The sequence below is a fragment of the Kitasatospora sp. NPDC004289 genome (genome assembly GCF_053602875.1).
On the sequence record NZ_JBSGEL010000049.1, the window covers coordinates 23,142 to 45,309 of the forward strand.

The following is a 22,168-nucleotide window of genomic DNA, read 5'->3' on the forward strand; positions in this document are numbered from 1 at the left end:
CGTAGCGTGGACATGCCCGACGGCGAAGAGCCCCGCACGCCCCCACACCCTCCCGGAGGACCCTCCATGCGTACCCGTTGGCGGAGAACCGCCGCCCTCCTGCTCGGCACCGCGCTGACCCTGGCCGTCCCGGCCACCGGCCACGCCGCCGCCCCGGCCGGCCCGGCCGCCCCTGCTGCCCCGGCCGTCCCCTCCGGCCCCGCCGTCGCCGTGGCCCTCGGCGACAGCTTCATCTCCGGCGAGGGCGGCCGCTGGCTCGGCAACACCGCACGCTACGACGGCAGCCGCAACGGCACCGACCGCGCCTGGACCGGCAGCCGGTACGACCCCGCCCGGGTGTACGGCACCACCGGCGCCGTCGAGGGCTGCCACCGCTCGGACACCGCCGAGCTGAACAGCGCCACCGCCCTGCCGGTGGCCGAGCGGTACAACCTGGCCTGTTCCGGTGCCGAGACGGTGCACGTGCTCAGCACGGCGGCCGGCGGCCAGGCCTTCAAGGGCGAGGCCCCGCAGAACGACCGGCTGGCCCAACTCGCGCGCGGCAAGCGGGTCTCGCTGGTCGTGCTCTCGATCGGTGGCAACGACCTCGGCTTCGGCGAGATCATCGGCGAGTGCGCGTACGACTGGGCGTTCAGCCGGCTCTGCATGAACGAGCAGCAGGCGGTCGTCGACGGCAAGCTGCCCGGGGTCCGGGCCAAGGTCACCGCCGTGGTGGACGACATCCGCTCGGTGATGACCGCCGCCGGGTACCGGAACGCGGACTACCGGCTGGTGCTCCAGTCCTACCCCTCCCCGATCCCGGGCGGCGAGGAGTTCCGCCTGCGCGAGGGCGACTCCAACCGGCTGAACCGCGACGGCTGCCCGTTCAACAACCGCGACGCCTCCTGGGCCCGCTACTCCCTGGTGCCCCAACTCGCCGAACTGGTCGGCTCGGTGGCCGCCGCGAAGGGCGCCGAGTTCCTCGACCTCCAGGAGACCATGAGCGGACACGAGGTCTGCTCCCTCGGCACCACCCAGGTCGGCCAGAGCGGGCCGGACGCCCGCAGGCACGAGTGGTTCCGCTTCCTCGACTACGCCAACACCCAAGGGACGCTGGAGGAGTCGATGCACCCGAACGCCTTCGGCCAGCGCGCCCTCGGCGCCTGCCTCTCCCTGCTTTCCGCCGCCCGGCCAGGCCGCTACGGCTGCGAGAGCGACTACCTCGGCGACGGCTCGCCCACCGCGATGCGGCTGCTGCCGCGGAGCTGACGCCCGGGGGTCCGCTCGGCCCGCTACGCTGGGCGGACCCCCGGCAGCACCCGTGAACGGAAACCATCCGCATGGACCTCAGCTTCACCGGCCACGTGATCGAGTGGCGCGGCCCGGCGCCGTACTACTACGTCCCGCTGCCGGAGGAGGAGTCGGCGGCCGTCCGTCAGGTGGCCGCGCAGGCCAGCTACGGCTGGGGCGTGATCCCCGTGGAGGCCCGGATCGGCTCCCGCGCCTTCACCACCTCGCTCTTCCCCAAGGACGGGGCCTACCTGCTGCCGCTGAAGCTCGCCGTCCGCACCCCGCTGGGCCTGACCACGGGCGACCAGGTGGACGTGGAACTGACCGTCCGGCTCTGACCCCTGCCCCTCCCTCATCCGTCCGGGGCGTCCTGCCGCAGCTCCTCCAGGTACAGGTGCAAGGCCGCCGCCCCCGCCAACAGGGCCCGGCCCCGCGCGGTCAGCCGTCCGTTCCACTCCGCCAGCGCCGCCTGCAGCGGTTCGGCCCCGCCGGCCGTCCGGACCTGCTCCAGCACCAGCGCGATCTGCGGCAACCCATGCCCTCCGCGCCGCAGTTGACGGGCCAGCAGCGCGTCCCGCACCTGTGCGGGCCCGTACACCCGGTACCCGGTACGGCGGTCCCGCTCGGGCACCACCAACCCGGCCGCCTCCCACTTGCGCAGGGTCGCCGGGCGCAGACCGAGACGGTGCGCCAGGTGCCCGATCAGCAGGCCGCCCTCCTCCGTCCCCCGCTCCTCCACCGGCTCCAGGTCGCGCAGCGCCACCGCCACCGACTCCAGCGTCCGGCGGTCCTCGGCCAGCAGGGCATGGCTCGCGTCGATCAGCCGCAGCGCCTCCTCCACCGCGCCCCCGTTGACCGCGCGCATCACCGCACCGGCGTTCGCGTGGCCGTGGCCGGGGACCAGGGCCAGGAAGGTGCGCAGGGCGGTGGCGTGCAGCGGGGTGTAGGCGCGGTAGCCGTGCGGGGAGCGGTCGGCGGGCGGCAGGAAGCCGGCCTCCTCGTAGTTGCGCACCGCCTGGGTGGAGAGGCCGTGCTCCCGGGCCAGATCGACCGGACGCAACCTCTGCTTGAGACTTTTGTCGTCCATCCTCGGGTCCAGACCTCCGAAAGTTCACACCGAAGGTTCAAGGATACGGTGGAAGCCATGACTCCCCCCACCCTCTCCGAGGTCACCGCTCCGTTCACTCCCGCGCGCCTGGCCGCCCTCCTCTCCCCTGCCGTCCGGGTGCTCGGCCTGGGCGAGCCGACCCACGGGGTCGAAGCCTTCCTCGACCTGCGCAACGAGCTCTTCCGCCACCTGGTCGAACACCGCGGCTACCGCTCCATCGCCCTCGAGTCCGACTGCCTGTCAGCCCTGGCCGCGGACGCCTACGTCGCGGGCCACGCCGACGACCTCGACCACGCCGCCGCCCACGGCCTCAGCCACGGCTTCGGCGCCTACCCGGGCAACCGCGAGCTGCTGCACTGGATGCGGCAGTGGAACGCCGCCCACCCTCCGGAGGACCGGCTCCGCTTCGACGGCATCGACGGCCCGCTGGAGGTCAGCGGCGCCGCCGCCCCCGGCCCCGCGCTCACCACCCTGCACGGCCTCCTCTCCCCTCACCTCGAACTCCCGTTCACCCTGGACGAGTTGACCGCCCTCCTGGGCAACTCCTCCCCGTGGACGGACCCGGGGGTGATGTGGGACCCGGCCAAGTCCGTCGGCCGCACGCCGGAGGCGGACCGGCTGCGCCTGATCGCCGACGACCTCACCGCCCTGCTCGCCGCCCGAACCCCGCAGCTGCTGGCCGCCACCTCCCCCGAGCACCTCTGGCTGGCCGGTCTGCACGCCCGCACCGCCACCGGCCTGCTCCGCTACCACGCCGCCCTGGCCGACCCCGGCCCGCAGCGCCTGACCTCGCTGGTCGCCCTGCGCGACCTGATGATGGCCGACAACCTCTCCGCCGTCGCCGACCGCGAGGCCCACCGCGGCCCGACCCTCGCCTTCGCCCACAACAGCCACCTCCAACGCACCGAGAGCAGCATGCAGTTCGGCGGCCAACGCCTCACCTGGTGGAGCGGCGGCGCCCTGCTCGCCACCCGCCTGGCCGACCGCTACGCCTTCACCGCCACCACCTTCGGCACCCGCGCCACCGACCACCCCGCCCCCGACACCCTCGAAGGCCTCCTCCTCGCAACTGCCCACCCCCGAACGCTGCACCCCGCCCCGGACCTCGCCGCCGCCCTGCCCCCGGGCACGCCACTGCGCGCCCCCGCCAACCACACCTACTTCCCCCTCGATCCGGCCACCGTCGGCCACGCCGACGCCGTCGTCTTCCTCCGCGACGTCTGACCCAGGGTCACCGCAGCACGGGATAACCGTTCGCCCCGCTCGTCGGGGCACTGCGAGGATGGCCGGGATGAACGCGCTGAACGTGATGACCTCGGTGGACGCGGCCTGGAGCCGGCTCGGACGACATGACGGCTCGGCGGAGGCGGTCGCGGAGCTGCGGCGCATCGCGCGCGGTGAACCGGCGGACGGGTACCAGCTGTTCTACCGGCTCTACCGCGACCCCACGGGCATGGAGGCGTTCGCGCCCGACGCGCTGCCGTTCCTGACGGCACTGGCACGGGATCCGTCCCTGCCGGACCGGCACGAGGTGGCAGCGACCCTGTTCATGCTGGTCGGTGCCGCACGGACGCAGCCCGCCGAGCGGATCGCCCCTGGCTGGCACGCGGCCTGGCGTTCCTGCCGAGCGGCGGCCGAGCACCTCATCGAGGATCCGGACCCGCGGACCCGCCGGTGGGCCGTCGACCTGGTGGAGCGTCACGCCCCGCTGCTGGAGCGGCTCCGGTCGGAGGAGGAGCCCGCGGTGCGGATCAAGCTCCTCATGAGGCTCGGCGAGCTCGCCGCCGGGAGCTCGGACTCCGACGACGCTCGGCTCGCGCTGGAGGCCGCCGCCACGGCATCGGCCGCCCTGCGCCTGGCGGCCCTCCGCGGCCTCGCCCGGCTGGATCCCGAGGGAGCCGCCGGCCTGCCGGAGCAGTTGGTCACCGTCTTCCGGGAGCCGGGGGCGGCGGCCTCGGTCGGGGCCGAGTGGGACCTGCCCGACCCGGAGTACCGCACCGAACTGCCCGGTCTGATCCTGGGGACGGCCGAGGACCTCCCGGGACCACTGGCCGCACGGTTCACCTCCGAGCTCGCCCGGACCGGTGAACTCACCTACCGGACAGCCGCGTTGGACGCTGCCTGGAAGGTACTGGTGGTCCGCCCCTCAGCCGGCCCGGGGCTGGTCCGGGTGGCGGGCGAGCTGCTGGACGACCCGGAGCCGGCCGTCCGGGTCCGAGCCGCGAACCTGCTGGCGGTGCTCGGGCCGTCGGCCGCCCCCTTCGCGGACGCGCTGCTCGCGCACCTCGACGATCCCGGCGAGGACGAGCTGCGCGACGGCCGCGTCACCGACTACGCGCACTGGGCCCTCGGGCGGATCGGCGACCCACGGGTGATGCCGCGCCTGGTCGACGGGTTGACCGCCCTCGACCGCGAGCCCGGCCGGGGGTACCAGGCGTGTGACCCTCACCGGCCCGAGCCCTACGACGCCCTGCTCACGCTGGAGGAGCACGCCGGCGCGCTGCGCCCCGCCCTGCTGGAGCTGGCCCGGGCCGGGTCCGGGACCCGCCCCGGACGGACCGCGGCCGCCGTCCTGTCCGCGTGGGACGGAACCACCCCTCCGTGGGAACCCACCCTGCGCGGGGACTTGGAGGCCACGGCGGCCAGGCTCACCGAGATGCCACCGCTCTACCAGCCCTGGCAGGACCCGCTCACCCACCTCGCCGCCGTGGCCGCGGTCGCCGCACTCTCCCGACGCGGCCCCCTCGCCCCGCCGGTCCGCAGCGCGGTGGAGCACGTCCTGTCCCTGGACCGGCGCCTCGCCGTCACCTTCGACTACCGGGCCTTCCTGGACGACGAGCGCCTGCGTGCCGTCCTGCGGCGGGCGTTGGACGGCGAGGCCGTCCGGATGCCCCACCTCTGCCTGCCGACCCAGTGCTGAGCCGGCCACCCTCTCACGGCGTGCGGCCCCACAGCCGCCCGACCGGGGGCTCGGCCCGGATCGCCTCGGCGCGGAACGACACCCGCCGGTCCCGGCCGGTCAGTGTGACGGCCCCGGCCTCCAGAACGGCCTCGGTGAGCGGCCAGCCGGACCAGGCGTCCACCACGAAATCACTGACACCGCCGCACACCAGCACGAACTCGTAGGCATTGTGGCCCCGTTCACGCCAGAGCTCAGCCGCACCCGCCGCCACTGCGAAGGCGGAGAGCCGCAGCGTCACGGAGCTGCCGCGCTCGTCGACCAGGAGCGACTCCAACCGGTGGTCCGTCAGCGGTGGCGGGGGCGAGCCGAGGACGGAACGGATCACCTCCGGGTCGGCCAGCGCGGCGGACCAGTCGGGCTCACTCATAGAACACCTTCGCGGTGGTGGGCGGCAGTACCGTGTACCGGCGCCGCTCCAGCGGGCCGTCGAACCAGCGCCGGGCCGTGTAGGGGTCCCCGTCCTCGGAGCGGTAGGCGTTGAGGCGCCCCGGACGCACGCCGTGGGCGGTGAACCGCAGCGAGAACTCCCGCCCCGCCACGGCGACTTCGATCCGGCGCTCCGGGGTCGGCGCCCAGGCCCCGAACGCCACGTCGACCACCGTCGCCCCGGGCACGCCCCGCATCCGCAGGTCCTCCACCGCGACGAACTCCAGCTGGGCCTCGAACCGGTCGCAGCCCGCCTCGGTCCACTCCGGCGGCGCGAGGTCAGGGAACCGCGGAAACTCCACCCGCAGGGTCACCGCAGCGCCGTACGGGCTCAGGTGCACCGAGCGCAGCACCAGCCCCGCCAAGGGCGGCAGTTCGCGGTACAGCCCGGTGAACCGCTCCGCGTGCAGCAGCAGCCCCGGCCGGACATCGGCTGCTGACACGACCCCTCCCCTTCCCGTCCGGACGCCTCTGAGCTGCGATGATATCCAGGAACGTCCCCGGCCTCGCACGGTGGGCAGGTCCGGCAGGTGCTTCGGGGCGGCTTCCTCGGCCGGGGCGCCGGAAAGGCGTTGCCTACCGGTTGGAGGCGAGATCGGCGATCCCCATGGCCCAGGCCCGGAACGCCGCGCGGGCGTCGGGCGCGACCCGGTCCCTGACGGCGGCCACCTCACCCGGTTCCAGCCCGGCCCGGTGCTCAGCGGCGAACTCGGTGTCCAGGAACGGCTCCAGCAGGTCACCCCACACGTCGGCGCGGCGCAGCAGGGCGATCCCGTGCCGTGCGCAGAACGCCCGCAGTTCGGCCCGTTGCCCCGCCGGGAAGAACACGGTCTCCCCCCGACGGTCCGCACCTCCGGCGGCGTGGCGTCCGGGTCGGCGTCCCGGACCGCCCGGACGGGGACGACCCGCTCCTCCGGGGAGGACCCGGTGCGAGGAACGCGGAGGTGATCGGCGGCGAGGACGGCATCCGGTCTCATCGGGCCGTCCTGCCCTGCCGTCAGGGACGTCGCCGTCAACCGGTGGCCCGGTCTCACGCTCCCGGTGCCCAGCGGGTGGGCTCGGGCGCGGGGCCGTCCAGGGCGTTGCGGAGCTTGTCGCGGAAGGTCTTCGGCGGAGCGTCGTTCCCCGCCACCACGTGCACCAACCGGGCCGTCGTGACCCGCAGGTGGCACTCGCGGTGGTGCTGCCGCAGCCAGACCAGCCAGGAGCCGTCCCCCGCGCGGAACGCCTGGCGGGCCGGTACGTCCCCCGGCCTGGCGTGACGCGCCAGCAGGTCCGGAACGTGCTTCAGGGCGGCCTCCTCGGCGACCGCCAGGGCGTCCTCCTCACTGCCGCCCACCGGATGACTGGCCACCAGGGTCCAGTGGTGCAGCTTCAGTTCGACCCCGTCGGCGTGCTTGGTCATCCGGGTGTCCTCCTCGATGAGGACGTACCACTGGGCAGCAGTCATACCGCGAGCCTAGGCAACCGGCCGGCCGCACCGGGAGGCCCATCGGCAAGCCGGTGCGAACCGGTGACCGCACCGCGACACTCCCGGTGGACCGGGGCCGCACTGCCCGACGGGAGCGGTGATCGGTTAGGCTCGCGGGCCGTGAGCGCGAAGACGATCAAGGTGTACGAGGCGGTCCGGGAGGACTTCCGGCGGGATGCCGGGCGGCGGGGGTTCACCCTGTCGCAGGCTCAGGAGGCGGCCGTGGAGCGGCTGTCCCGGCTGGCGGGGGAACTGGCCGGCGCCAGAAGGCTGTTCAGGGCGCCGGCGCCGGTGCGGGGGCTGTACGTCTGGGGGCCGGTCGGGCGGGGGAAGAGCTGGCTGGTGGACACCTTCTTCGAGGCGGTGCCGGGCGAGCGGAAGCGGCGGCTGCACTTCCACGACTTCTTCCACCTGCTGCACGAGGGCGTGGCGCACGCGGCACCCGTGGGCGCCGACTCCCGTACCAGCGCCGTCGACCGGGCCGTGGAGGAACTGCTCGGGGACGCGGAGCTGTTGGTCTTCGACGAGTTCCATGCCCATGACGCGGGGGACGCGATGCTGGTGGCCCGGCTGTTCCGCACCCTGCTGGACCGGCGGGTCACCCTCGTCACCACCTCCAACTACCCGCCCTCCGGCCTGATGCCGAACCCCGTCTACCACCACCTCTTCGAGCCGACGATCGCCCTGATCGAGGAGCGGATGGACGTCCTCGACGTGTCGGGGCCGACCGACTTCCGCCGCATCGGCCAACTCCCCTCCGGCGGGCGCAGGTTCGCGGAGGGCGCCGTGCTCGACCGGGAGGATGCCCAACGGGCGGGCTTCGCCGCGCCGGCGGCCGAGGAGCGGACCGCGGTGGCGGGCCACCTGCGGGAGTTGACGGTCCGCGCGGTGCGCGGCGGCACCGTCTGGGTCGGGTTCGGGGAGCTCTGCGAGAGCACCACCTCCGTGCCGGACTACCTGGCGCTGGCCGCCCGCTTCGACACGGTGGTGGTGGACGGTGTCGTCCCGCTCGCCGAGGCCACGGCGGACGGGCGGCAGCGCTTCGGGAACCTGGTGGACGTCTGCTGCGACCGCGACGTCCGGCTGGTCCTGATCGGGGCCGACCCGCTCGCCGGGGCCGGGCCGGAGATGCTGCGCGACCTGGACCGGATCGCCAGCCGCCTGGCGATGCTGCAGAAGGTCCCGGCGGCGCGGTAGCCGAAGGGCCCCGGCGGGCAGGGGATGCCGCCGGGGCCCACACCTACGGCTACGGGACGGGCTGCTGCTGGGTGACGCAGTGGATGCCGCCGCCGCCGAGGCCCAGGTAGTCGATGTTCAGCTGGACCACGGTGCGGCCCGGGAAGAGCGACTGGAGCTTGGACTTGGCGGCGGCGTCGGCTCGGGAGTCGCCGAACTGGGCCGCGATGACGGCGTCGTTGCAGACGTAGTAGTTGGCGTAGGAGCCGACGAAGGCCGGGTCCGACTGGCGGATGGAGTAGTAGTCCGGGCCGCCGAGCTTGGTGGCCTGGATGCGGACGCCGCGCGCGTCGGTGGCGGCGGCGAGCACGTTGTACTGGTTGATCTCGTCCTTGGTCCAGACGTCCGACGGGTCGTCAGTGGCGTTGGGGTACTGGACGAGCGCCTTGCCGGGCTCCAGGAAGCGCGAGGTGGCGTCCACGTGGTCGCCGGTGATGTCCTGGCCCGCCACGCCGGCGAACCAGATCACCTTGCTCGCGCCGTAGGCGTTCTTCAGCGCCGTCTCGGCGGTGGTCTGGCTCATCCCGGGGTTCCGGTTGGAGACCAGCAGGCTGCTCTTGGTGGCCATCACGGTGCCGGCGCCGTCGGTCTCGACCGCCCCGCCCTCGCCGATGATCGAGGCGGCGGTGAACGGCAGGCCGAGCAGCGCGGCGACCCGGGAGGCCACCTTGCCGTCGTTGGTGTAGACCTGGTTGCCGCCCCAGCCGTTGAAGTTGAGGCCGATGGTGTCCAGGCCGCCGAGGCCGTTGGTGCGGAAGACCGGGCCGGTGTCGCGCATCCAGCAGTCGTTCACCGGGATGCTGGTGATGATCGTGATGTTCGCAGCGGTGCAGAGCTGGCGGGCCCGGGCCGCCGAGGCCGGGTTGGCCAGCATGTAGACCGGCTCGTAGCGGGCGATGGTGTTGGCCACCAGGGCGATGTTGCCCTGGATCTGGCTGAGCGAGGGCACCTTGCCGCCGCGGCGGCCTCCGCTGCGACCGGTCCAGATGGTGGCGTCGTCCGGCCAGGCCATCCAGGTGCGGGTGTGCCGGACGGTGTCCACCGGCACGGAGAAGGTGCCGGCCGCCAGGCCGGTGGAGCCCGCGAGGCCGGGCGAGGCGGAGCCGCGGGTCACGGACGCCCCTGCGGTGCCGCCGCCGGCCACCGCCCAGGTGGCGCCCGCCGCGGCGAGCCCGGCGGCGGCGAGGAAGCCTCGTCTCCCGAGGGAGGTGTGCGACTGCGCGTGGGGATCGCGTGCGCTGGTCATGTGGTGACCTTCCGTCAGTGCGGCCGTGGTCGCTCCAGGGCCATGCCCAGAAGGTAAAACTGACCAAGCGCTCGGTCAATACTTTGGGCAGCACTTCGTTCAGGTTGACGTCACCTCGGCCTCACCCGGCTCGGTAGAGTGCGCGGATGGCCCAGCTCGAAGACCAGACGCCGACGACCGTCCGCAAGCCCCGTGCCTCGACCAAGGGCGAGCAGACCAGGGCCAGGCTGCTCACCGCCGCCCGCGAGCTCCTGGCCGGAGACGGCGAAGTCCCCTTCACCACACGGAACGTGGCGGCCCGTGCCGGGGTCACGCACGGGATGTGCCACTACCACTTCCAGACCCGCACGGACCTGATCGTGGCCGTGGTCGAAGCGATCCGCCCGGAGTGGGTCACCCCGCTGGAGGAGGCCGTCGCGGCCCCCGGCCCCTTCGCGGAGCGGCTGGAACGGGTCATCGCACTGCTCGGCCAGCCCGAGGCCGGGGACCTCTCCCGGCTGCACTCAGCCCTGCACTGGTTCGCCGTGAACGACGAGCGGGTGCGCGATGCGCTGGCGGCGGAGTACGGGCGCTGGCGGGCCTGCTTCACCACGCTGTACGGAGTGTTGGCGGACGAGCACGGCGGCGTGGTGGACCCCCGGCCGCTGGGCGAGGCCGCCGCGGCCGGGACCGACGGGCTCGCCGCCTACCAGTCCCTGGAGCCGGCCTACGACCCGCGCCGGGCCCTGCGTGCGCTCTTCCTCGGCCTGGCGGCCGGCGTCACGGCGGGCACCGGCTGAGGCAGCGCCCGGCAGGACCTGCTGATCCTACGTCAGCCTCCCGCCTCGGCCGCTGCCGCCCGGTGCTCCGCCCGCAGCCCGCTCGCCACCGCGCACACCAGACTCGCCGCGATGATGCCCTCCGCCCAGAACAGCGCGACGTAGTCCATCAGGCAGCCGATCGGCGGCGAGCCGGTGGCGGCGTTGCGCAGCCCGATCAGCGCGAACAGGGTGGCGGCCATCCAGCCGAGCGCTGGCCAGACCAGCGGACTGCGCTTGCGGATCAGCACCTGGGCGCCGCCCAGCACCGAGAGCGCCAGTGCCCACATCGTGGCGATCATGAACCAGGCCAGGATGAAGGTGCTCCGGGAGCGGGTGATCTTCGCCTCCAGCACCGCCTCGGACGGAGCCTCCGAGACGTCCTTCGCCTTGGTCAGGAAGAACGGGTCGGCATCGGTGAACAGCACCTCCAGCGGCACCGGTTGGCCACCCGAGGAGGCCGCCCAGCTCGCCGACAGCTTGTACCGGTCGAAGGGGTAGTCGCTGGGCGTCCCGCCGTACAGGCCGAGGGTGATCGCCTGCGGCTGGGCCGCCTGCCCCGCCTCCACCTTCAGCTTGGTGGCGGTCTGCGCGTTGACGGTGACCTCGACCGGGCGGGTGAAGGTCAGTGACTCCGGGCCGGTGGCCAGGGCGCCGTGCGGGACCAGGACGGTGTAGAGGGTGACCTCCTGCGCGTTCGGGTCCACCTCCTGCACCGTCATGTCCAACTCCACGCCGTCGCCGACGACTTCGACCCCGAGGCGGCGCGGTTCCTGACGGCTGTTCCGCTCGTCCAGGTAGAGCGTGATGCCGGCCGCCAACAGCACCACGACCAGGGCCAGCAGGCCGAACTGCCAGCGCGCCGGACGGGCCCGTCGCACCGCGCTCAGCGGGCTCACCGAACGGGCTCCGGCTGCTGCTGGGTCGAGCAGTGGATGCCGCCGCCGCCCGCCGCGATCGCGTTGATCTCGACGGGCACCACCTGGCGCCCCGGGTGGAGCTCGCCGAGGATCCCGGCGGCCCGGTCGTCGGAGGCCTTGTCGCCGAAACTCGGCACGATGACGCCGCCGTTGACGACGTAGTAGTTGAGGTAGGTGGCGAGGAAGTCCTTGCCGCGGTCCGGGAGGCGGCTCAGATCGGGCTCGACCAGCTCGACGATCCGCAGCTTGCGGCCGTTGGCGTCGGTGGCCTCCTTGAGCACCTGGAGCGCCTGGTCGGAGGCGCGGGACCAGATGTCCGGCTCGGCGTCCGGCCCGGGGCGGTGCAGCACCACCACGCCGGGCTCGGCGAAGCGGGCGAGGGCGTCGATGTGGCAGTCGGTGATGTCCTGCCCGGCCACGCCGGCGAACCAGAGCACCTTGCGGACCCCGAAGAGCTCCTTGAAGGCGGCCTCGATCTGGTCCCGACTCTTGCCCGGATTGCGGTTGGGGTTCACCCACGAGCTCTCGGTGGCCATCAGCGTGCCCTCGCCGTCCACCTCGATGCCGCCGCCCTCCCCGGTGATCGGCGCCTCGATCCGGCGGACGGAGTAGCGCTCCAGCACCCTCCGGGCCACCTGCGAGTCGTTGGCGTGGGTCTGCTTGTTGCCCCAGCCGTTGAAGTTGAGGTCGACCCCGGCCAGCGCTCCCCCGCCGGTGACGAAGGTCGGTCCGGTGTCGCGGGCCCACAGGTCGTCCACCGCAAGGTCGATCACCTCCACGCTGGACCCGCACAGCTGCCTGGCCTCCGCGCTCTGCTCCGGACGGGCCATCAGGACCACCGGCTCGAACCGGGCGACGGCCTGCGCGACGCGGGCGATGTCCTGCCGGACGGCGGGCAGGTCATCGCCCCAGACCTGGTCCAGGGCGGGCCAGGCCATGAAGGTCCTGGTGTGCGGCTTGGCCTCCGACGGCATCGCGAGCGGTACGGGCGTCGGGGACGGCGAGGGCGACGGGGACGGGGACGGCGAAGCCGAAGGAGATGACCCCTCGTCAGCCCCCGATGACGAACATCCGTCCAACAACGCCACGGCGGCCAGAACCGACCCCGACCTCAGCAGCGTCCGGCGCGACAGGGCTGGCTCTCTCACGGTCGGTTCCCCTTGCTCCACGAAAACCCACAGGACGTCAGACTCCCGACCCTAGGCGCGCCGGCCCCCGATCCCCGTGATCCCGTACCCGGCCGAACGGGCGATTCGCCCGGCCCGGCACCGCAAGGAGCTCAGCTCACGGGCCGGCCGGCAGACGGCCGGCGTGATCCCCGCACGACCGGATGAGGATCGCGCGCCATGTGCTCACGGGGCGGAGGGAGTGACAGCAGAGGTCCTCGATCGGCTCCTCCCCACCGCGCTACGCCACCGCCTCCGGATCAGCCAGCCGGACGACGGCCGTGCCGGCCTGGCTCTCGCCGAACTCCCAGGCCGCGACGAGGCGATGGCCCCCGGCTGCCGCGGCGTCGGTGGTCGCCGGCCAGGCGTCGGCGGCGCGGTAGCGGGCACCTCGGGAGCGGGCGTCCTGCGGAGGGAGGCTGAGGTGGCGCAGCCGGCGGCGGAGGGCGGGCTCGGGGACGGTGGCCAGGGCGTCCTGCCACGGTTCGGCGGCGGTCGGTTCGCGGTCCTCGCCGGGGAGGGGGGTCCAGTCGGCGGGGGTGCCGGTGGTGAAGGTGGCCGCGCGCATCGCGTCCGTCAGCGTTCCGTCGGTGGCGATGCGCAGCACCACGCCGAGCCAGTTGTTGAGGGCGGTGGCGGAGGCCAGGTCGACGCCGTGCCGGGCCAGCAGAGCGGCCAAGTCGGCGCCGCGGATCAGCACTTCGCCGCTCTCCTCCGACTCCACGCCCACGGCCCGGACCGCGGCGGCGAAGTCGGCGTCGAACGGCCGCGGCCCCTTGTGACCGTCCTCGCCCCAGGGGCCGGTGCCGTCCAGCAGCATCGGGTCGAAGCGGAACAGGCTCTCCGCCGGGAGGAACCTCCGGCCGGCCGCCCCGAGCACGTACTCGTCGGCCCCGTACGGGAATTCGCGGGGTTCGGGATCGGCGAGCTGCTCCGCGCCGCACCACCCGTTCGGGAACAGGTACTCGTCCAGCGAGTCGTCGGCGTGGAAGACCCCGTAGCGCGCACCGGGCTCCTCACCACCCGAGTCGCCGAGCAGGATGGCGAACGCCTCCACCAGGACGGCGTCGAAGGGGGCCGGAACGGAACGGTCGGCGGTCATGGGTGCAGGCTACCCGTGGCCGGGCCGGCACGTACTGCGGGTACCCGCCGCACCGCACGGCACGGCACCGCGGCCCCGGCGGTGTCGGAAGGAACGCCCGACGCCGCCGGGGCCGCGAACTGCCCGGCAGCCGACCCCAGAGCCGGTCTAGAGCGCGCGCCGCGCCGCCGCGATCGCCTTCGGGTCCCAGCCCGGACGCGGGACCGAGTCCAACAAGAGCTGGGTGTACGGGTGTTGAGGCCTGGCCAGCACCTCAGCGGTACGGCCCTGCTCGACGATCCGGCCCTGCCGCATCACGATCACGTCCTCGGTGACGCAGCGCACGACGCCCAGGTCGTGGGTGATGAAGAGGTAGCCGATCCCGGTCCGCTCGCGGATCTCCGCCAGCAGGTTCAGGATCTGCGCCTGCACCGAGACGTCGAGCGCGGCCACCGCCTCGTCCAACACCAGCACGGCCGGCTCCACCGCCAACGCCCGGGCGATGGCGACGCGTTGGCGCTGTCCACCGGAGAGCTGGCGGGGCAGCGCGGACGCCTCCCGGGCGCCGAGGCCGACCTGCTCCAGCAGTTCCTCGATCCGGCTGCGGTGGTCGGCCTCGGGGAAGTGCAGCTTCAGCGTCTCGGTCAGCGCGCTGCCGACGGTGCAACGCGGGTCCAGCGAGAGGTACGGGTCCTGGAAGACCATCTGCACCTCGCGTGCCCGGGCCAGCCGAGCCGCCTTGCCCCTGGCCCCGGCCGCCATCCGGTCCCGGCCGTTGACCAACACCCGTCCGGAGTCGGCCCGTTCGAGGCCGACCACGATCCGGGCACTGGTGGTCTTGCCGGAGCCGGACTCGCCGACGATGCCCAGCGAGCCGCCTTCGGCGAGCGTGAAGGAGACGTTGTCCACCGCCTGCACCTCGCCGTAGGAGCGGTGCAGGCCGAGCACCTCCAGGACGGGTGCGGCGGGCGTCGCGTGATCGGTCGCGTGATCAGCCATGGGCGAGGACCTCACCGGTTCGGTCGCTGTGGTGGCAGGCCGCCAGGCGCCCCGGCTCGCCCGCGACGGGCAGCAGGGCGGGCTCCTGCTGGGTGCACTCGAAGGTGGCGATCGGGCAACGCGGGGCGAACGGACACCCCGTCAGCTCCTCGCGCAGGCTGGGCGGCCGCCCCTCGATCGCGGCCAGCCGGCCGCCCGGCGCGTCCAGCCGCGGGGTGGCCGCGAGCAGGGCCGCCGAGTACGGGTGGCGCGGACGCTCGAACAGCGCCTCGGCCTGGCCGGTCTCCACGATCCGCCCGGCGTACATCACGTACACCCGGTCGCTGATCGCGGCGGCCAGGCCCAGGTCGTGGGTGACGAACAGCAGGCCGGTGCCGAAGCGCTGCTGGAGGTCGTCGAGCAGCGCCACCACCTCCGCCTGCGAGCTGACGTCCAGCGCGGTGGTCGGCTCGTCGGCCAGGATCAGCGCCGGGTCGCCCATCAGGGCGGCGGCGATCATCACCCGCTGGAGCATGCCGCCGGAGACCTGGCCGGGGTAGCGGCCGAGCACCGAGGCGGGCAGGCCCACGGCGTCCAGCATCTCCACCGCGCGCTGCTCCGCTTCCTGGGCGGAGCGGCCGTCGTTGAGCCTGAGGCTCTCGGTGAGGAAGTCGCCGAGGCGGCGCATCGGGTTGACGGCGGCCCTCGGGTCCTGGAAGACCATCGCGGCGGTGTGGGTGCGCAGCCTGCGCAGCTGGGCGGGCGTCATGGTGAGCACGTCGTCCCCGGCCACCCGCAGGGCGCCCTCGGTGACGGCGCCGGGCGGCAGCAGGCCGAGGGCGCTGCGGGAGGTGAGGCTCTTGCCGGAGCCGGACTCCCCCACCAGGGCGACGGTCTCGGCGGCGCCGACGGTGAGGTCGACCCCGGCGAGCACCGGCCGGGCGGTGCCGGGCAGACGCAGCCGGTAGCCCCGGACCTCCAGGGTGGGCTGCGTCTCCGGGAGCGGCTGCTTGTCGAGGGTGGTCATCGGTCCCTCCTGGCGACCTGGTCGGCCCAGCGCTCGCCGACGACGTTGAAGGCGACGACGGTCAGCACGATCGCGACGCAGGGCAGGACGGCGGAGAGCGGGTAGCCGTTCTGGATGGCGGACTGTCCGTCGAAGACCATCCGGCCCCAGTCGGGGGTGAGGGCGGGGACGCCGAGCCCGAGGAAGGAGAGGCCGGCCAGGTCGATCAGGGCGTAGCCGAAGTTGACGGTGGACTGGGCGAGCACCACCGGCGCGATACCGGGGATGACGTGCCGCAGGCAGATCTGCAGGCCGGAGTGACCCTGCACCTGGTAGGCCTCGACGTAGGGGCGGGAGCGCTCGGCCAGCACCAGTGAGCGGGTGAGCCGGCTGACGTAGGGCAGGTAGGCGATGGCCAGCGCGATCACCGGGGCGAGCAGGCCCTCGCCGTAGACCGAGACGATCAGGATGGCGAGCAGCATGCCCGGGAAGGCGAAGACCAGTTCGGTACTGCGGGAGAGCACCGAGTCCAGCCAGCCGCCGCGCCAGGCGGCGGTGACGCCGATGGCGACGCCGGCCAGGGTGGAGAAGGCCACCACGCCGAGCGGGCCGAGCAGCGAGGTGCGGGCGCCGAGCAGCAGCCGGGAGAGGGTGTCCCGGCCGGAGGCGTCCACGCCGAGCAGGTGCTCGGCGGAGGGGCCGGCCAGCGCGTTGCCGAGGTCGACCGCGTTGGGGTCCTCCGGGGCCAGCCAGGGGGCGAGCAGCGCGGCCAGCACCACCAGGGCGACGAAGCCCAGGCAGAGCAGCTGGAGCAGGCTGCGGTCGGTGCGGATCCGGGCCAGGCCCGGTCGGCGGATCAGGGTGGCGGTCATCCGGCGCTCCTCCCGGAGCCGAGGGTGACCCGGGGGTCGACCAGCGGGTGGACCAGGTCGACCAGCAGGTTCACCCCCATGAACAGCCCGACCATGATCAGTGAGATGGCCTGCACGGTGGGGAAGTCCTTGGTGGTGGTGGAGAGTTCGAGCAGCTGGCCGATGCCGCCCACGCTGAACGCGGTCTCCACCAGGACGGTGCAGACCAGCAGGGTGGAGACGATCAGGCCGCCGGTGGTGAGCACGGTGCCCAGCGCGTTGCGGAAGACGTGACGGCGGATCACCTGGTGCTCCGTCACCCCGCGGCTGCGGGCCACCGTGACGTGCTCGTGGCCCATCACCTCGGCCATCGCGGCCCGGGTGACCCGGGCCAGCATTCCGATCAGGTAGAGCGCGAGCGCGACGGCTGGCAGGGTGAGGTGCCAGACCATGTCGCCGAAGCCCTCCCCCGTGCCGCCGGTGGGGAACCAGCCGAGGCCGACCGCGAAGACGCCCTGGAGCAGCACGGCGGCAACGAAGGACGGGGTTCCGAGGGCCACGGTGGTGGTGACCAGCACGGTGGAGTCCACCGCGCCGCCCTTGACGGCGCCGAGCCAGCCGAGCAGCAGCCCGATCGCCAGCACCAGGACCAGGGCCATGGCGACCAGCAGCAGGGTGGCCGGCAGCCGGTCGGCGAGCAGCCGGGAGACGTCCGTGCGGTAGGTGACGGAGCGTCCGAAGTCGCCGTGCAGGATCTGCCCGGCCCAGCGCAGGTACTGCACGAAGAACGGGTCGTCCAGGTGGTACTGGGCGTTGACCGCCGCGATGGCCTCGGGGGAGGCCGAGCGGCCCGCCAGCAGGAAGCTGGCAGGGCTGCCCGGCGCGAGGTACATCGCCCCGAAGATCACGAAGGAGGCGGCCGCCAGGGTGGCGGCCATCTCGGCCAGCCGTCGGGCGGCGAATCTCAGGAAGCTCACGGTGCAGCTCCCACCGCGGCCGCCCACGGCTGGTAGAGGTAGGAGATGGTGGTCGGGGCGCCGCTGATCCGCTTGTTGAGGAAGACGGCGGTCGGCCACTCGGCGACCGGGATCCAGAGCAGCTGCTCGGAGGCGGTCTTCTGGAGCTTGGCGCTGAGCGCGTACCGCAGCGCGGGGTCGTTGGCCTTCACGGCCTCGTCCACCAGGCCGTCGTAGACCGGGTCGCTGTAGGAGGCGAAGTTCTGGTACGCGCCGGTCTTGAAGTTGGCCAGCAGGTCCAGCGGGTCGGTGATCGAGTCGTAGTACGTCTCGGGGAACATGTCGATCCCCTCGCGCGCCTGCGGGTCGGTGAACAGCGCGGTGAACGCGTTCGGCGCGATGGTCTTGAGCTTGACGTCCAGTCCGATCTTGGCCCCGGCCGCCTGCACGGCGGTGGCGAGCACCGAGACGTCCAGGCCGATCGGGCTGGTGGCCACGGTGATGCTCTTGCCGGTGGCGCCGGCCTCCTGGATCAGGGCCTTGGCCTTGGCCAGGTCGGGCTCCGTGGGGGTGAGGCCCTCGAAGGCCTGCTTGCGGACCGTCTCGGGGGCTCCGGCCCAGGCGGCCCGGGTGGTGAGCGAGCCGGTGACCTGCCCGGACCCGCCGAGCCCGGCCTTCTGGAAGCCCGAGCGGTCCAGCGCCAGCGAGAGCGCCTGGCGGACCCGCACGTCGCCGAGCACGCCCTTCATGTTGGTGACGTTGACGTTGACGGTGCTCAGGCCCTCGCCGAAGTACAGCGTGCCGGCGCCGCTGGAGCGCAGCCGCTGGTAGGCCTCGGTGGGGATCAGGTAGCCGCCGTCGGCCTCGCCGCTGAGCAGCGCGTTGACCCGGGCCGAGGGGTCGGTGAGGAAGCGGAAGACCGCCTTCTTGGACTTGGCCTTGGTGCCCCAGTAGCCGTCGAAGCGCTCCAGCTCGATCGACTGGCCCTTGGTCCAGGTGCCGAGCTTGAACGGGCCGGTGCAGGCCAGGCTGCCGGTGGTGCCGTAGTCCTTGCCGGCCGCCTCGACGCCCGCCTTGGAGGCGATCACCCCGGCGGCGGTGGCCATGTACTGGTTGAACTGCGAGTCGGGCTGCGTCAGCTTGACGGTGACCTGGAGCGGCCCGGTCTTGGTGATCGAGCTGACGTGCTGGAACTGCTGGGCCCAGGCGGCCGCGTTGTCCGGGTTCATCTGGCGGCCGAGGCTGTAGACCACGTCGTCGGCGGTCAGGGCGCCGCCGTCGTGGAACTTCACGTTCGGCCGCAGGTCGTAGACCCAGGTGTTGGGGTCCGGGTTGCTCGCCTTCTCGGCCAGGCCGGGGCCCAGGGTGAGGTCCGGGTTCCACCGCATCAGGCTCTCGCAGACGTTGGAGAGCACCGTGTTCTGCGGGTAGTCGAAGGCGGAGATGTAGTCCAGGGTGGGCGGTTCGGCGTAGACCGCCCAGCTGAAGGAGTCCAGCCCGTCCTTGCCGGCCGGGGTCCCGGCGGAGAGCTTGAAGCCCTCGCCGTCGAGGTTCCCGGTCTTCGGCGGCCCGGAGCAGGCCGAGGCGGTCAGGGCGAGCAGTGCGGCGGCCGCCAACGCCGAGGATCTTACGACGGCGGAGCGGTACTGACGGCGAGTCATGCGCGGGGCTCCTTCGGGATCTGCTGGGTGATGCAGTGCACGCCGCCGCCACCGAAGGCGATGGCCCGGGCCCGGACGCCGACCACCTTGCGGCCGGGGAAGCACTCGGCGATCACCGCGAGCGCCTCCTCCTCGCCGGGGAGGTCGGCGACGGGGACGACCACGCCGCCGTTGGCGACGTAGAAGTTGAGGTAGCAGACCTCGATCTCCTGGCCGGCGATCTCGGTGAAGACCGTCTGCGGGAGGTCGATGATCTCCAGTGTGCGGCCCCGGGCGTCCACGGCCGCCTCCAACACGGCGCGGTTGTCGCGCATCCGCTGGTAGTCGGGGTGGTTCGGGTCGCTCGGGAGCTGGATCAGCACCTGGCCGGGGCCGGTGAAGGCGCAGACGCCGTCCACGTGGCCGTCGGTCTCGGTGTCCAGCAGACCGCCGTAGGGCAGCCAGATCACCTTGGTGACGCCGAGCTTGGCGATCAGCTCGGCCTCGATCTCCTCCTTGCTCATGCCCGGGTTGCGGTTCGGGTGGAGCAGGCACTGCTCGGTGGTGATCAGGGTGCCCTCGCCGTCCACGGTGACGGCGCCGCCCTCCAGGATCATCCGGGAGTCGATCCGCTCGACGCCGAGGCGCTCCAGCAGCAGGCCGGAGATCCGGTCGTCGGAGTCCCAGGGGCTGTGCTTGCCGCCCCAGGCGTTGAACCGGAAGTCCACCCCGGCCCGGGCGCCGTCCTGGTCGAGCACGAAGATCGGCGCGGAGTCGCGGAACCACGCGTCGTCGATGGGCAGTTCGGTCACCTCGATGCCCTCACCGCAGAGCGCGCGGGCCTCCTCGCCCTGGCCCGGGGCGGCGACCATGGTCACCGGCTCGAACTCGGAGATCGCCCGGGCCACCTGCGCGTACTCGCGCTTGGCGTCCTCGAAGGTGGCGCCCCAGAGGTCCTCGCGGGTGGGCCAGGCCATCAGGCAGCCCTCGTGCTCGGTCCACTCGGCGGGCATGCGGAACGTCATGACAACTCTTCTCTAGGGGGTGGTTCAGGGGGTGGAGCGGCCGGGCTCAGTACGCCGGCGGGACGGCGGGCTGGGACTGGGTGGCGCAGTGGATGCCGCCGCCGCCCGAGGCGATGCCGTCGATGTTCAGCTGCACCACCCGGCGGTCCGGGTAGGCGGCCTGGAGGATCGTGTACGCGAGGCCGTCCGCGTAGCGGTCGCCGAACTGCGGGGCGATCACCGCGCCGTTGACGGTGTAGTAGTTGGTGTAGCTGGAGAGGAACTCCTTGCCGCCGCCACGGATCAACTTCTTGTCCGGGCCCGGGAGTTCGGTGATCTGCAGGCGGCGGCCGCGGGCGTCGGTGGCGCTCTGGAGGATCCGCTTGGTCTCCTCGTAGACCCGGACCCACTTGGGGTCGGTGTCCGGCCCCGGCTGGTCCAGGATCACCTTGCCGGGCGCGGTGAAGCGGGCCAGGCAGTCGATGTGGCAGTCGGTGATGTCCTGCCCGGCGAGGCCCGGCACCCAGATCACCTTGTCCTGGCCGAGCGCGGACTTGAGCTCCTGCTCCACCTGGGCCCGGCTCATCCCGGGGTTGCGGTTCGGGTTGACCAGCGAGCTCTCGGTGACCAGCAGGGTGCCCTCCCCGTCGGTCTCCAGCGAGCCGCCCTCGCCGACGAAACCGGCCTTGATCCGCGGCACGTTGTAGCGGTAGAGCAGCTCCTCGGCCGCCACCGCGTCGTTCTGGAACTGCTGGTAGTACGAGGTGCCGGTCTTGCCCCAGCCGTTGAAGTTGGTGTCCACGCCGGCCACGGCGCCGGGGGCGACCACGAAGGTGGGACCGAAGTCGCGGATCCAGAGGTCGTCGTTGCGGATCTCCTCGACGTCGATCCGGTGGTAGGCGCCCGAGCCGCAGTAGTAGCGGGCGTCCGCGGCCTGCTCGGGCCGGGCGAGCACCACGACCGGCTCGTAGCGGGATATCTCGTACGCGACGTTGGCGATGTCCCGCCGGACCACCGCGAGGTCGTAGGACCAGACCGAGCGCAGGGCCGGCCAGGACATGAAGGTCCGCACGTGGCGGCCGTCCTCGGCCGGCATCCGCAGGGTCGCACCGTTGGGGGCGGTGGCGGCCCGGGCCGCTCCGGCACCGGGGAGGGCGAGGCCCAGGGCGGCCAGCGGCGCGGCGGCCGCGCCGAACTTCAGCAGGCTCCGGCGGGAGGTGACAGGGGTGTTCATGAAGACTCCCTAGAGGGTTCGGGAGGTGTGTGGGGTGACACACATCCTGCTCTGGACTGAAAATTCAGTCAAGGCATGAAGCGCACCTGATCGGGGAACGCGGCCCCCTCGGACCGCCTCCGTACCCGTACAGGCCGCTCACCACGGGATTTCTTCGCTGAAAATCTCGTCAGGATTGCTTCTGTGCAGGTAGAGTGAATGCCCGTGTCAGACCGTCGAACAGAGATACTCAGGGCCGCCACGCGGGTCATCAGCCGCCGCGGCGTGCGCGGACTGCGGGTCGCGGAGCTCGCGACCGAGGCCGGCGTCTCCGCCGCGCTCATCTACTACCACTTCACCGACCGGGCGGGGATCCTGCGCGAGACGCTGGAGTTCATCGGCGAGCGCGCCGACCGGTACACCACCGAGCAGGACCCGGAGCTCGCCGGGGACCCGAGGGCCGAGCTGGCCCAGGTCCTGCTGCTGGAGCTCCAGGACACCGTCGAGGTGCGCGAGAACAGCACCGCCTGGGGCGAGTTGAGGGCCAGTGCGGTCTTCGACCAGGACCTGCGCGAGGACCTGGCCCGCGCCACCCACACCTGGGTGCACGAGATCGCCTACCTGCTGGGCCGCGCCGACCCGGCCGGCACCGCCCCCGCGCACGCCTCCTCCGCCGAGCGGCTGACCGCCCTGCTGGAGGGGCTGAGCGTGCGCTGGCTCAGCGGCTCGATCCCGCTGGAGCACGCCCGGATGCTGCTCGCCGAGGCCATCGAGGCCGAACTCCCGCCCTACGGCCAGGAGTTCACCGCCTGATCCGGGCGCGCTCCAGAGCACGCCG

At 73.0% G+C, this 22,168-nt stretch carries 23 protein-coding genes; 7 read left to right on the plus strand and 16 right to left on the minus strand.

Annotated elements, in window-relative coordinates; translation table 11 throughout:
• Positions 1 to 66 precede the first annotated feature (66 nt).
• Together ACWEPF_RS27935 and ACWEPF_RS27940 are read left to right on the plus strand one after the other, a co-directional pair.
• Positions 67 to 1,248 carry a GDSL-type esterase/lipase family protein gene (locus ACWEPF_RS27935; RefSeq protein ID WP_452174700.1) on the plus strand — a complete coding sequence of 394 codons (1,182 nt, stop codon included), beginning with the start codon at positions 67 to 69 and terminating at the stop codon, positions 1,246 to 1,248.
• Between the two features lie 71 nt (positions 1,249 to 1,319).
• Positions 1,320 to 1,607, plus strand: coding sequence for a DUF1905 domain-containing protein (locus ACWEPF_RS27940; protein ID WP_452174701.1), 288 nt, complete (start codon positions 1,320 to 1,322; stop codon positions 1,605 to 1,607).
• A gap of 14 nt (positions 1,608 to 1,621) precedes the next feature.
• Here ACWEPF_RS27940 and ACWEPF_RS27945 read toward each other — a convergent pair whose 3' ends face one another.
• A complete protein-coding gene (locus ACWEPF_RS27945; protein WP_452174702.1) occupies positions 1,622 to 2,356 on the minus strand; it encodes a MerR family transcriptional regulator in 735 nt (244 codons plus the stop codon).
• A 57-nt stretch (positions 2,357 to 2,413) separates the two neighbouring features.
• On the opposite strand from ACWEPF_RS27945, the gene ACWEPF_RS27950 reads away from it, so the two are divergent.
• Both ACWEPF_RS27950 and ACWEPF_RS27955 read left to right on the plus strand, forming a co-directional pair.
• Positions 2,414 to 3,601: an erythromycin esterase family protein gene (locus ACWEPF_RS27950; protein ID WP_452174703.1), complete on the plus strand. Its 1,188-nt coding sequence runs from the start codon at positions 2,414 to 2,416 to the stop codon at positions 3,599 to 3,601.
• Between the two features lie 67 nt (positions 3,602 to 3,668).
• On the plus strand, positions 3,669 to 5,297 hold the full coding sequence (locus ACWEPF_RS27955) for a HEAT repeat domain-containing protein (RefSeq protein ID WP_452174704.1): 1,629 nt from the start codon (positions 3,669 to 3,671) through the stop codon (positions 5,295 to 5,297).
• 13 nt (positions 5,298 to 5,310) lie between these two features.
• On the opposite strand, the gene ACWEPF_RS27960 is transcribed toward ACWEPF_RS27955, so the two are convergent.
• The 4 genes from ACWEPF_RS27960 to ACWEPF_RS27975 form a co-directional block, all read right to left on the minus strand.
• Positions 5,311 to 5,706, minus strand: a complete 396-nt coding sequence (locus ACWEPF_RS27960; protein WP_345281684.1) for an Imm50 family immunity protein — start codon at positions 5,704 to 5,706, stop codon at positions 5,311 to 5,313.
• Entirely contained in the window at positions 5,699 to 6,208 is a 510-nt protein-coding gene (locus ACWEPF_RS27965; RefSeq protein WP_452174705.1) for an Imm50 family immunity protein, read from the minus strand. Before ACWEPF_RS27965 ends, ACWEPF_RS27960 begins: the two co-directional genes overlap by 8 nt.
• Before the next feature lie 133 nt (positions 6,209 to 6,341).
• On the minus strand, positions 6,342 to 6,593 hold the full coding sequence (locus tag ACWEPF_RS27970) for a hypothetical protein (RefSeq protein WP_452174706.1): 252 nt from the start codon (positions 6,591 to 6,593) through the stop codon (positions 6,342 to 6,344).
• A 202-nt stretch (positions 6,594 to 6,795) separates the two neighbouring features.
• Positions 6,796 to 7,215, minus strand: coding sequence for a hypothetical protein (locus ACWEPF_RS27975; RefSeq protein ID WP_452174707.1), 420 nt, complete (start codon positions 7,213 to 7,215; stop codon positions 6,796 to 6,798).
• Between the two features lie 141 nt (positions 7,216 to 7,356).
• Between ACWEPF_RS27975 and zapE the strand changes: the two genes are divergently transcribed.
• Positions 7,357 to 8,433 (plus strand): cell division protein ZapE, encoded by a 1,077-nt coding sequence (gene zapE / locus ACWEPF_RS27980; RefSeq protein WP_452174708.1) that lies wholly within the window; start codon positions 7,357 to 7,359, stop codon positions 8,431 to 8,433.
• A 49-nt stretch (positions 8,434 to 8,482) separates the two neighbouring features.
• On the opposite strand, the gene ACWEPF_RS27985 is transcribed toward zapE, so the two are convergent.
• A complete protein-coding gene (locus tag ACWEPF_RS27985; protein ID WP_452174709.1) occupies positions 8,483 to 9,718 on the minus strand; it encodes an agmatine deiminase family protein in 1,236 nt (411 codons plus the stop codon).
• 146 nt (positions 9,719 to 9,864) lie between these two features.
• Between ACWEPF_RS27985 and ACWEPF_RS27990 the strand changes: the two genes are divergently transcribed.
• Positions 9,865 to 10,497, plus strand: a complete 633-nt coding sequence (locus tag ACWEPF_RS27990; protein WP_345281674.1) for a TetR/AcrR family transcriptional regulator — start codon at positions 9,865 to 9,867, stop codon at positions 10,495 to 10,497.
• Between the two features lie 32 nt (positions 10,498 to 10,529).
• Here the strand turns inward: ACWEPF_RS27990 and ACWEPF_RS27995 are convergent, their stop codons facing one another.
• The 10 genes from ACWEPF_RS27995 to ACWEPF_RS28040 form a co-directional block, all read right to left on the minus strand.
• Positions 10,530 to 11,414: a DUF4436 family protein gene (locus ACWEPF_RS27995; protein WP_345281672.1), complete on the minus strand. Its 885-nt coding sequence runs from the start codon at positions 11,412 to 11,414 to the stop codon at positions 10,530 to 10,532.
• Positions 11,411 to 12,409, minus strand: a complete 999-nt coding sequence (locus ACWEPF_RS28000) for an agmatine deiminase family protein (protein ID WP_452174710.1) — start codon at positions 12,407 to 12,409, stop codon at positions 11,411 to 11,413. The genes ACWEPF_RS27995 and ACWEPF_RS28000 overlap by 4 nt, the downstream gene beginning before the upstream one ends.
• Before the next feature lie 433 nt (positions 12,410 to 12,842).
• A complete protein-coding gene (locus ACWEPF_RS28005) occupies positions 12,843 to 13,703 on the minus strand; it encodes a hypothetical protein (RefSeq protein WP_452174711.1) in 861 nt (286 codons plus the stop codon).
• Positions 13,704 to 13,850: 147 nt separating this feature from the next.
• Positions 13,851 to 14,681 (minus strand): ABC transporter ATP-binding protein, encoded by an 831-nt coding sequence (locus ACWEPF_RS28010; RefSeq protein ID WP_452174712.1) that lies wholly within the window; start codon positions 14,679 to 14,681, stop codon positions 13,851 to 13,853.
• Positions 14,674 to 15,687, minus strand: coding sequence for an ABC transporter ATP-binding protein (locus ACWEPF_RS28015; RefSeq protein ID WP_452174713.1), 1,014 nt, complete (start codon positions 15,685 to 15,687; stop codon positions 14,674 to 14,676). Before ACWEPF_RS28015 ends, ACWEPF_RS28010 begins: the two co-directional genes overlap by 8 nt.
• Entirely contained in the window at positions 15,684 to 16,538 is an 855-nt protein-coding gene (locus tag ACWEPF_RS28020) for an ABC transporter permease (RefSeq protein WP_345281662.1), read from the minus strand. Before ACWEPF_RS28020 ends, ACWEPF_RS28015 begins: the two co-directional genes overlap by 4 nt.
• Entirely contained in the window at positions 16,535 to 17,494 is a 960-nt protein-coding gene (locus ACWEPF_RS28025; protein ID WP_452174714.1) for an ABC transporter permease, read from the minus strand. Before ACWEPF_RS28025 ends, ACWEPF_RS28020 begins: the two co-directional genes overlap by 4 nt.
• Positions 17,491 to 19,089, minus strand: a complete 1,599-nt coding sequence (locus ACWEPF_RS28030; protein WP_452174715.1) for an ABC transporter substrate-binding protein — start codon at positions 19,087 to 19,089, stop codon at positions 17,491 to 17,493. Before ACWEPF_RS28030 ends, ACWEPF_RS28025 begins: the two co-directional genes overlap by 4 nt.
• Before the next feature lie 41 nt (positions 19,090 to 19,130).
• Complete coding sequence (locus ACWEPF_RS28035; protein ID WP_345281656.1) at positions 19,131 to 20,138, minus strand: agmatine deiminase family protein; 1,008 nt, start codon at positions 20,136 to 20,138, stop codon at positions 19,131 to 19,133.
• 46 nt (positions 20,139 to 20,184) lie between these two features.
• On the minus strand, positions 20,185 to 21,351 hold the full coding sequence (locus tag ACWEPF_RS28040) for an agmatine deiminase family protein (protein ID WP_452174716.1): 1,167 nt from the start codon (positions 21,349 to 21,351) through the stop codon (positions 20,185 to 20,187).
• 198 nt (positions 21,352 to 21,549) lie between these two features.
• Here ACWEPF_RS28040 and ACWEPF_RS28045 point away from each other — a divergent pair, with 198 nt between their 5' ends.
• A complete protein-coding gene (locus ACWEPF_RS28045) occupies positions 21,550 to 22,143 on the plus strand; it encodes a TetR/AcrR family transcriptional regulator (protein ID WP_380149652.1) in 594 nt (197 codons plus the stop codon).
• Positions 22,144 to 22,168 lie beyond the last annotated feature (25 nt).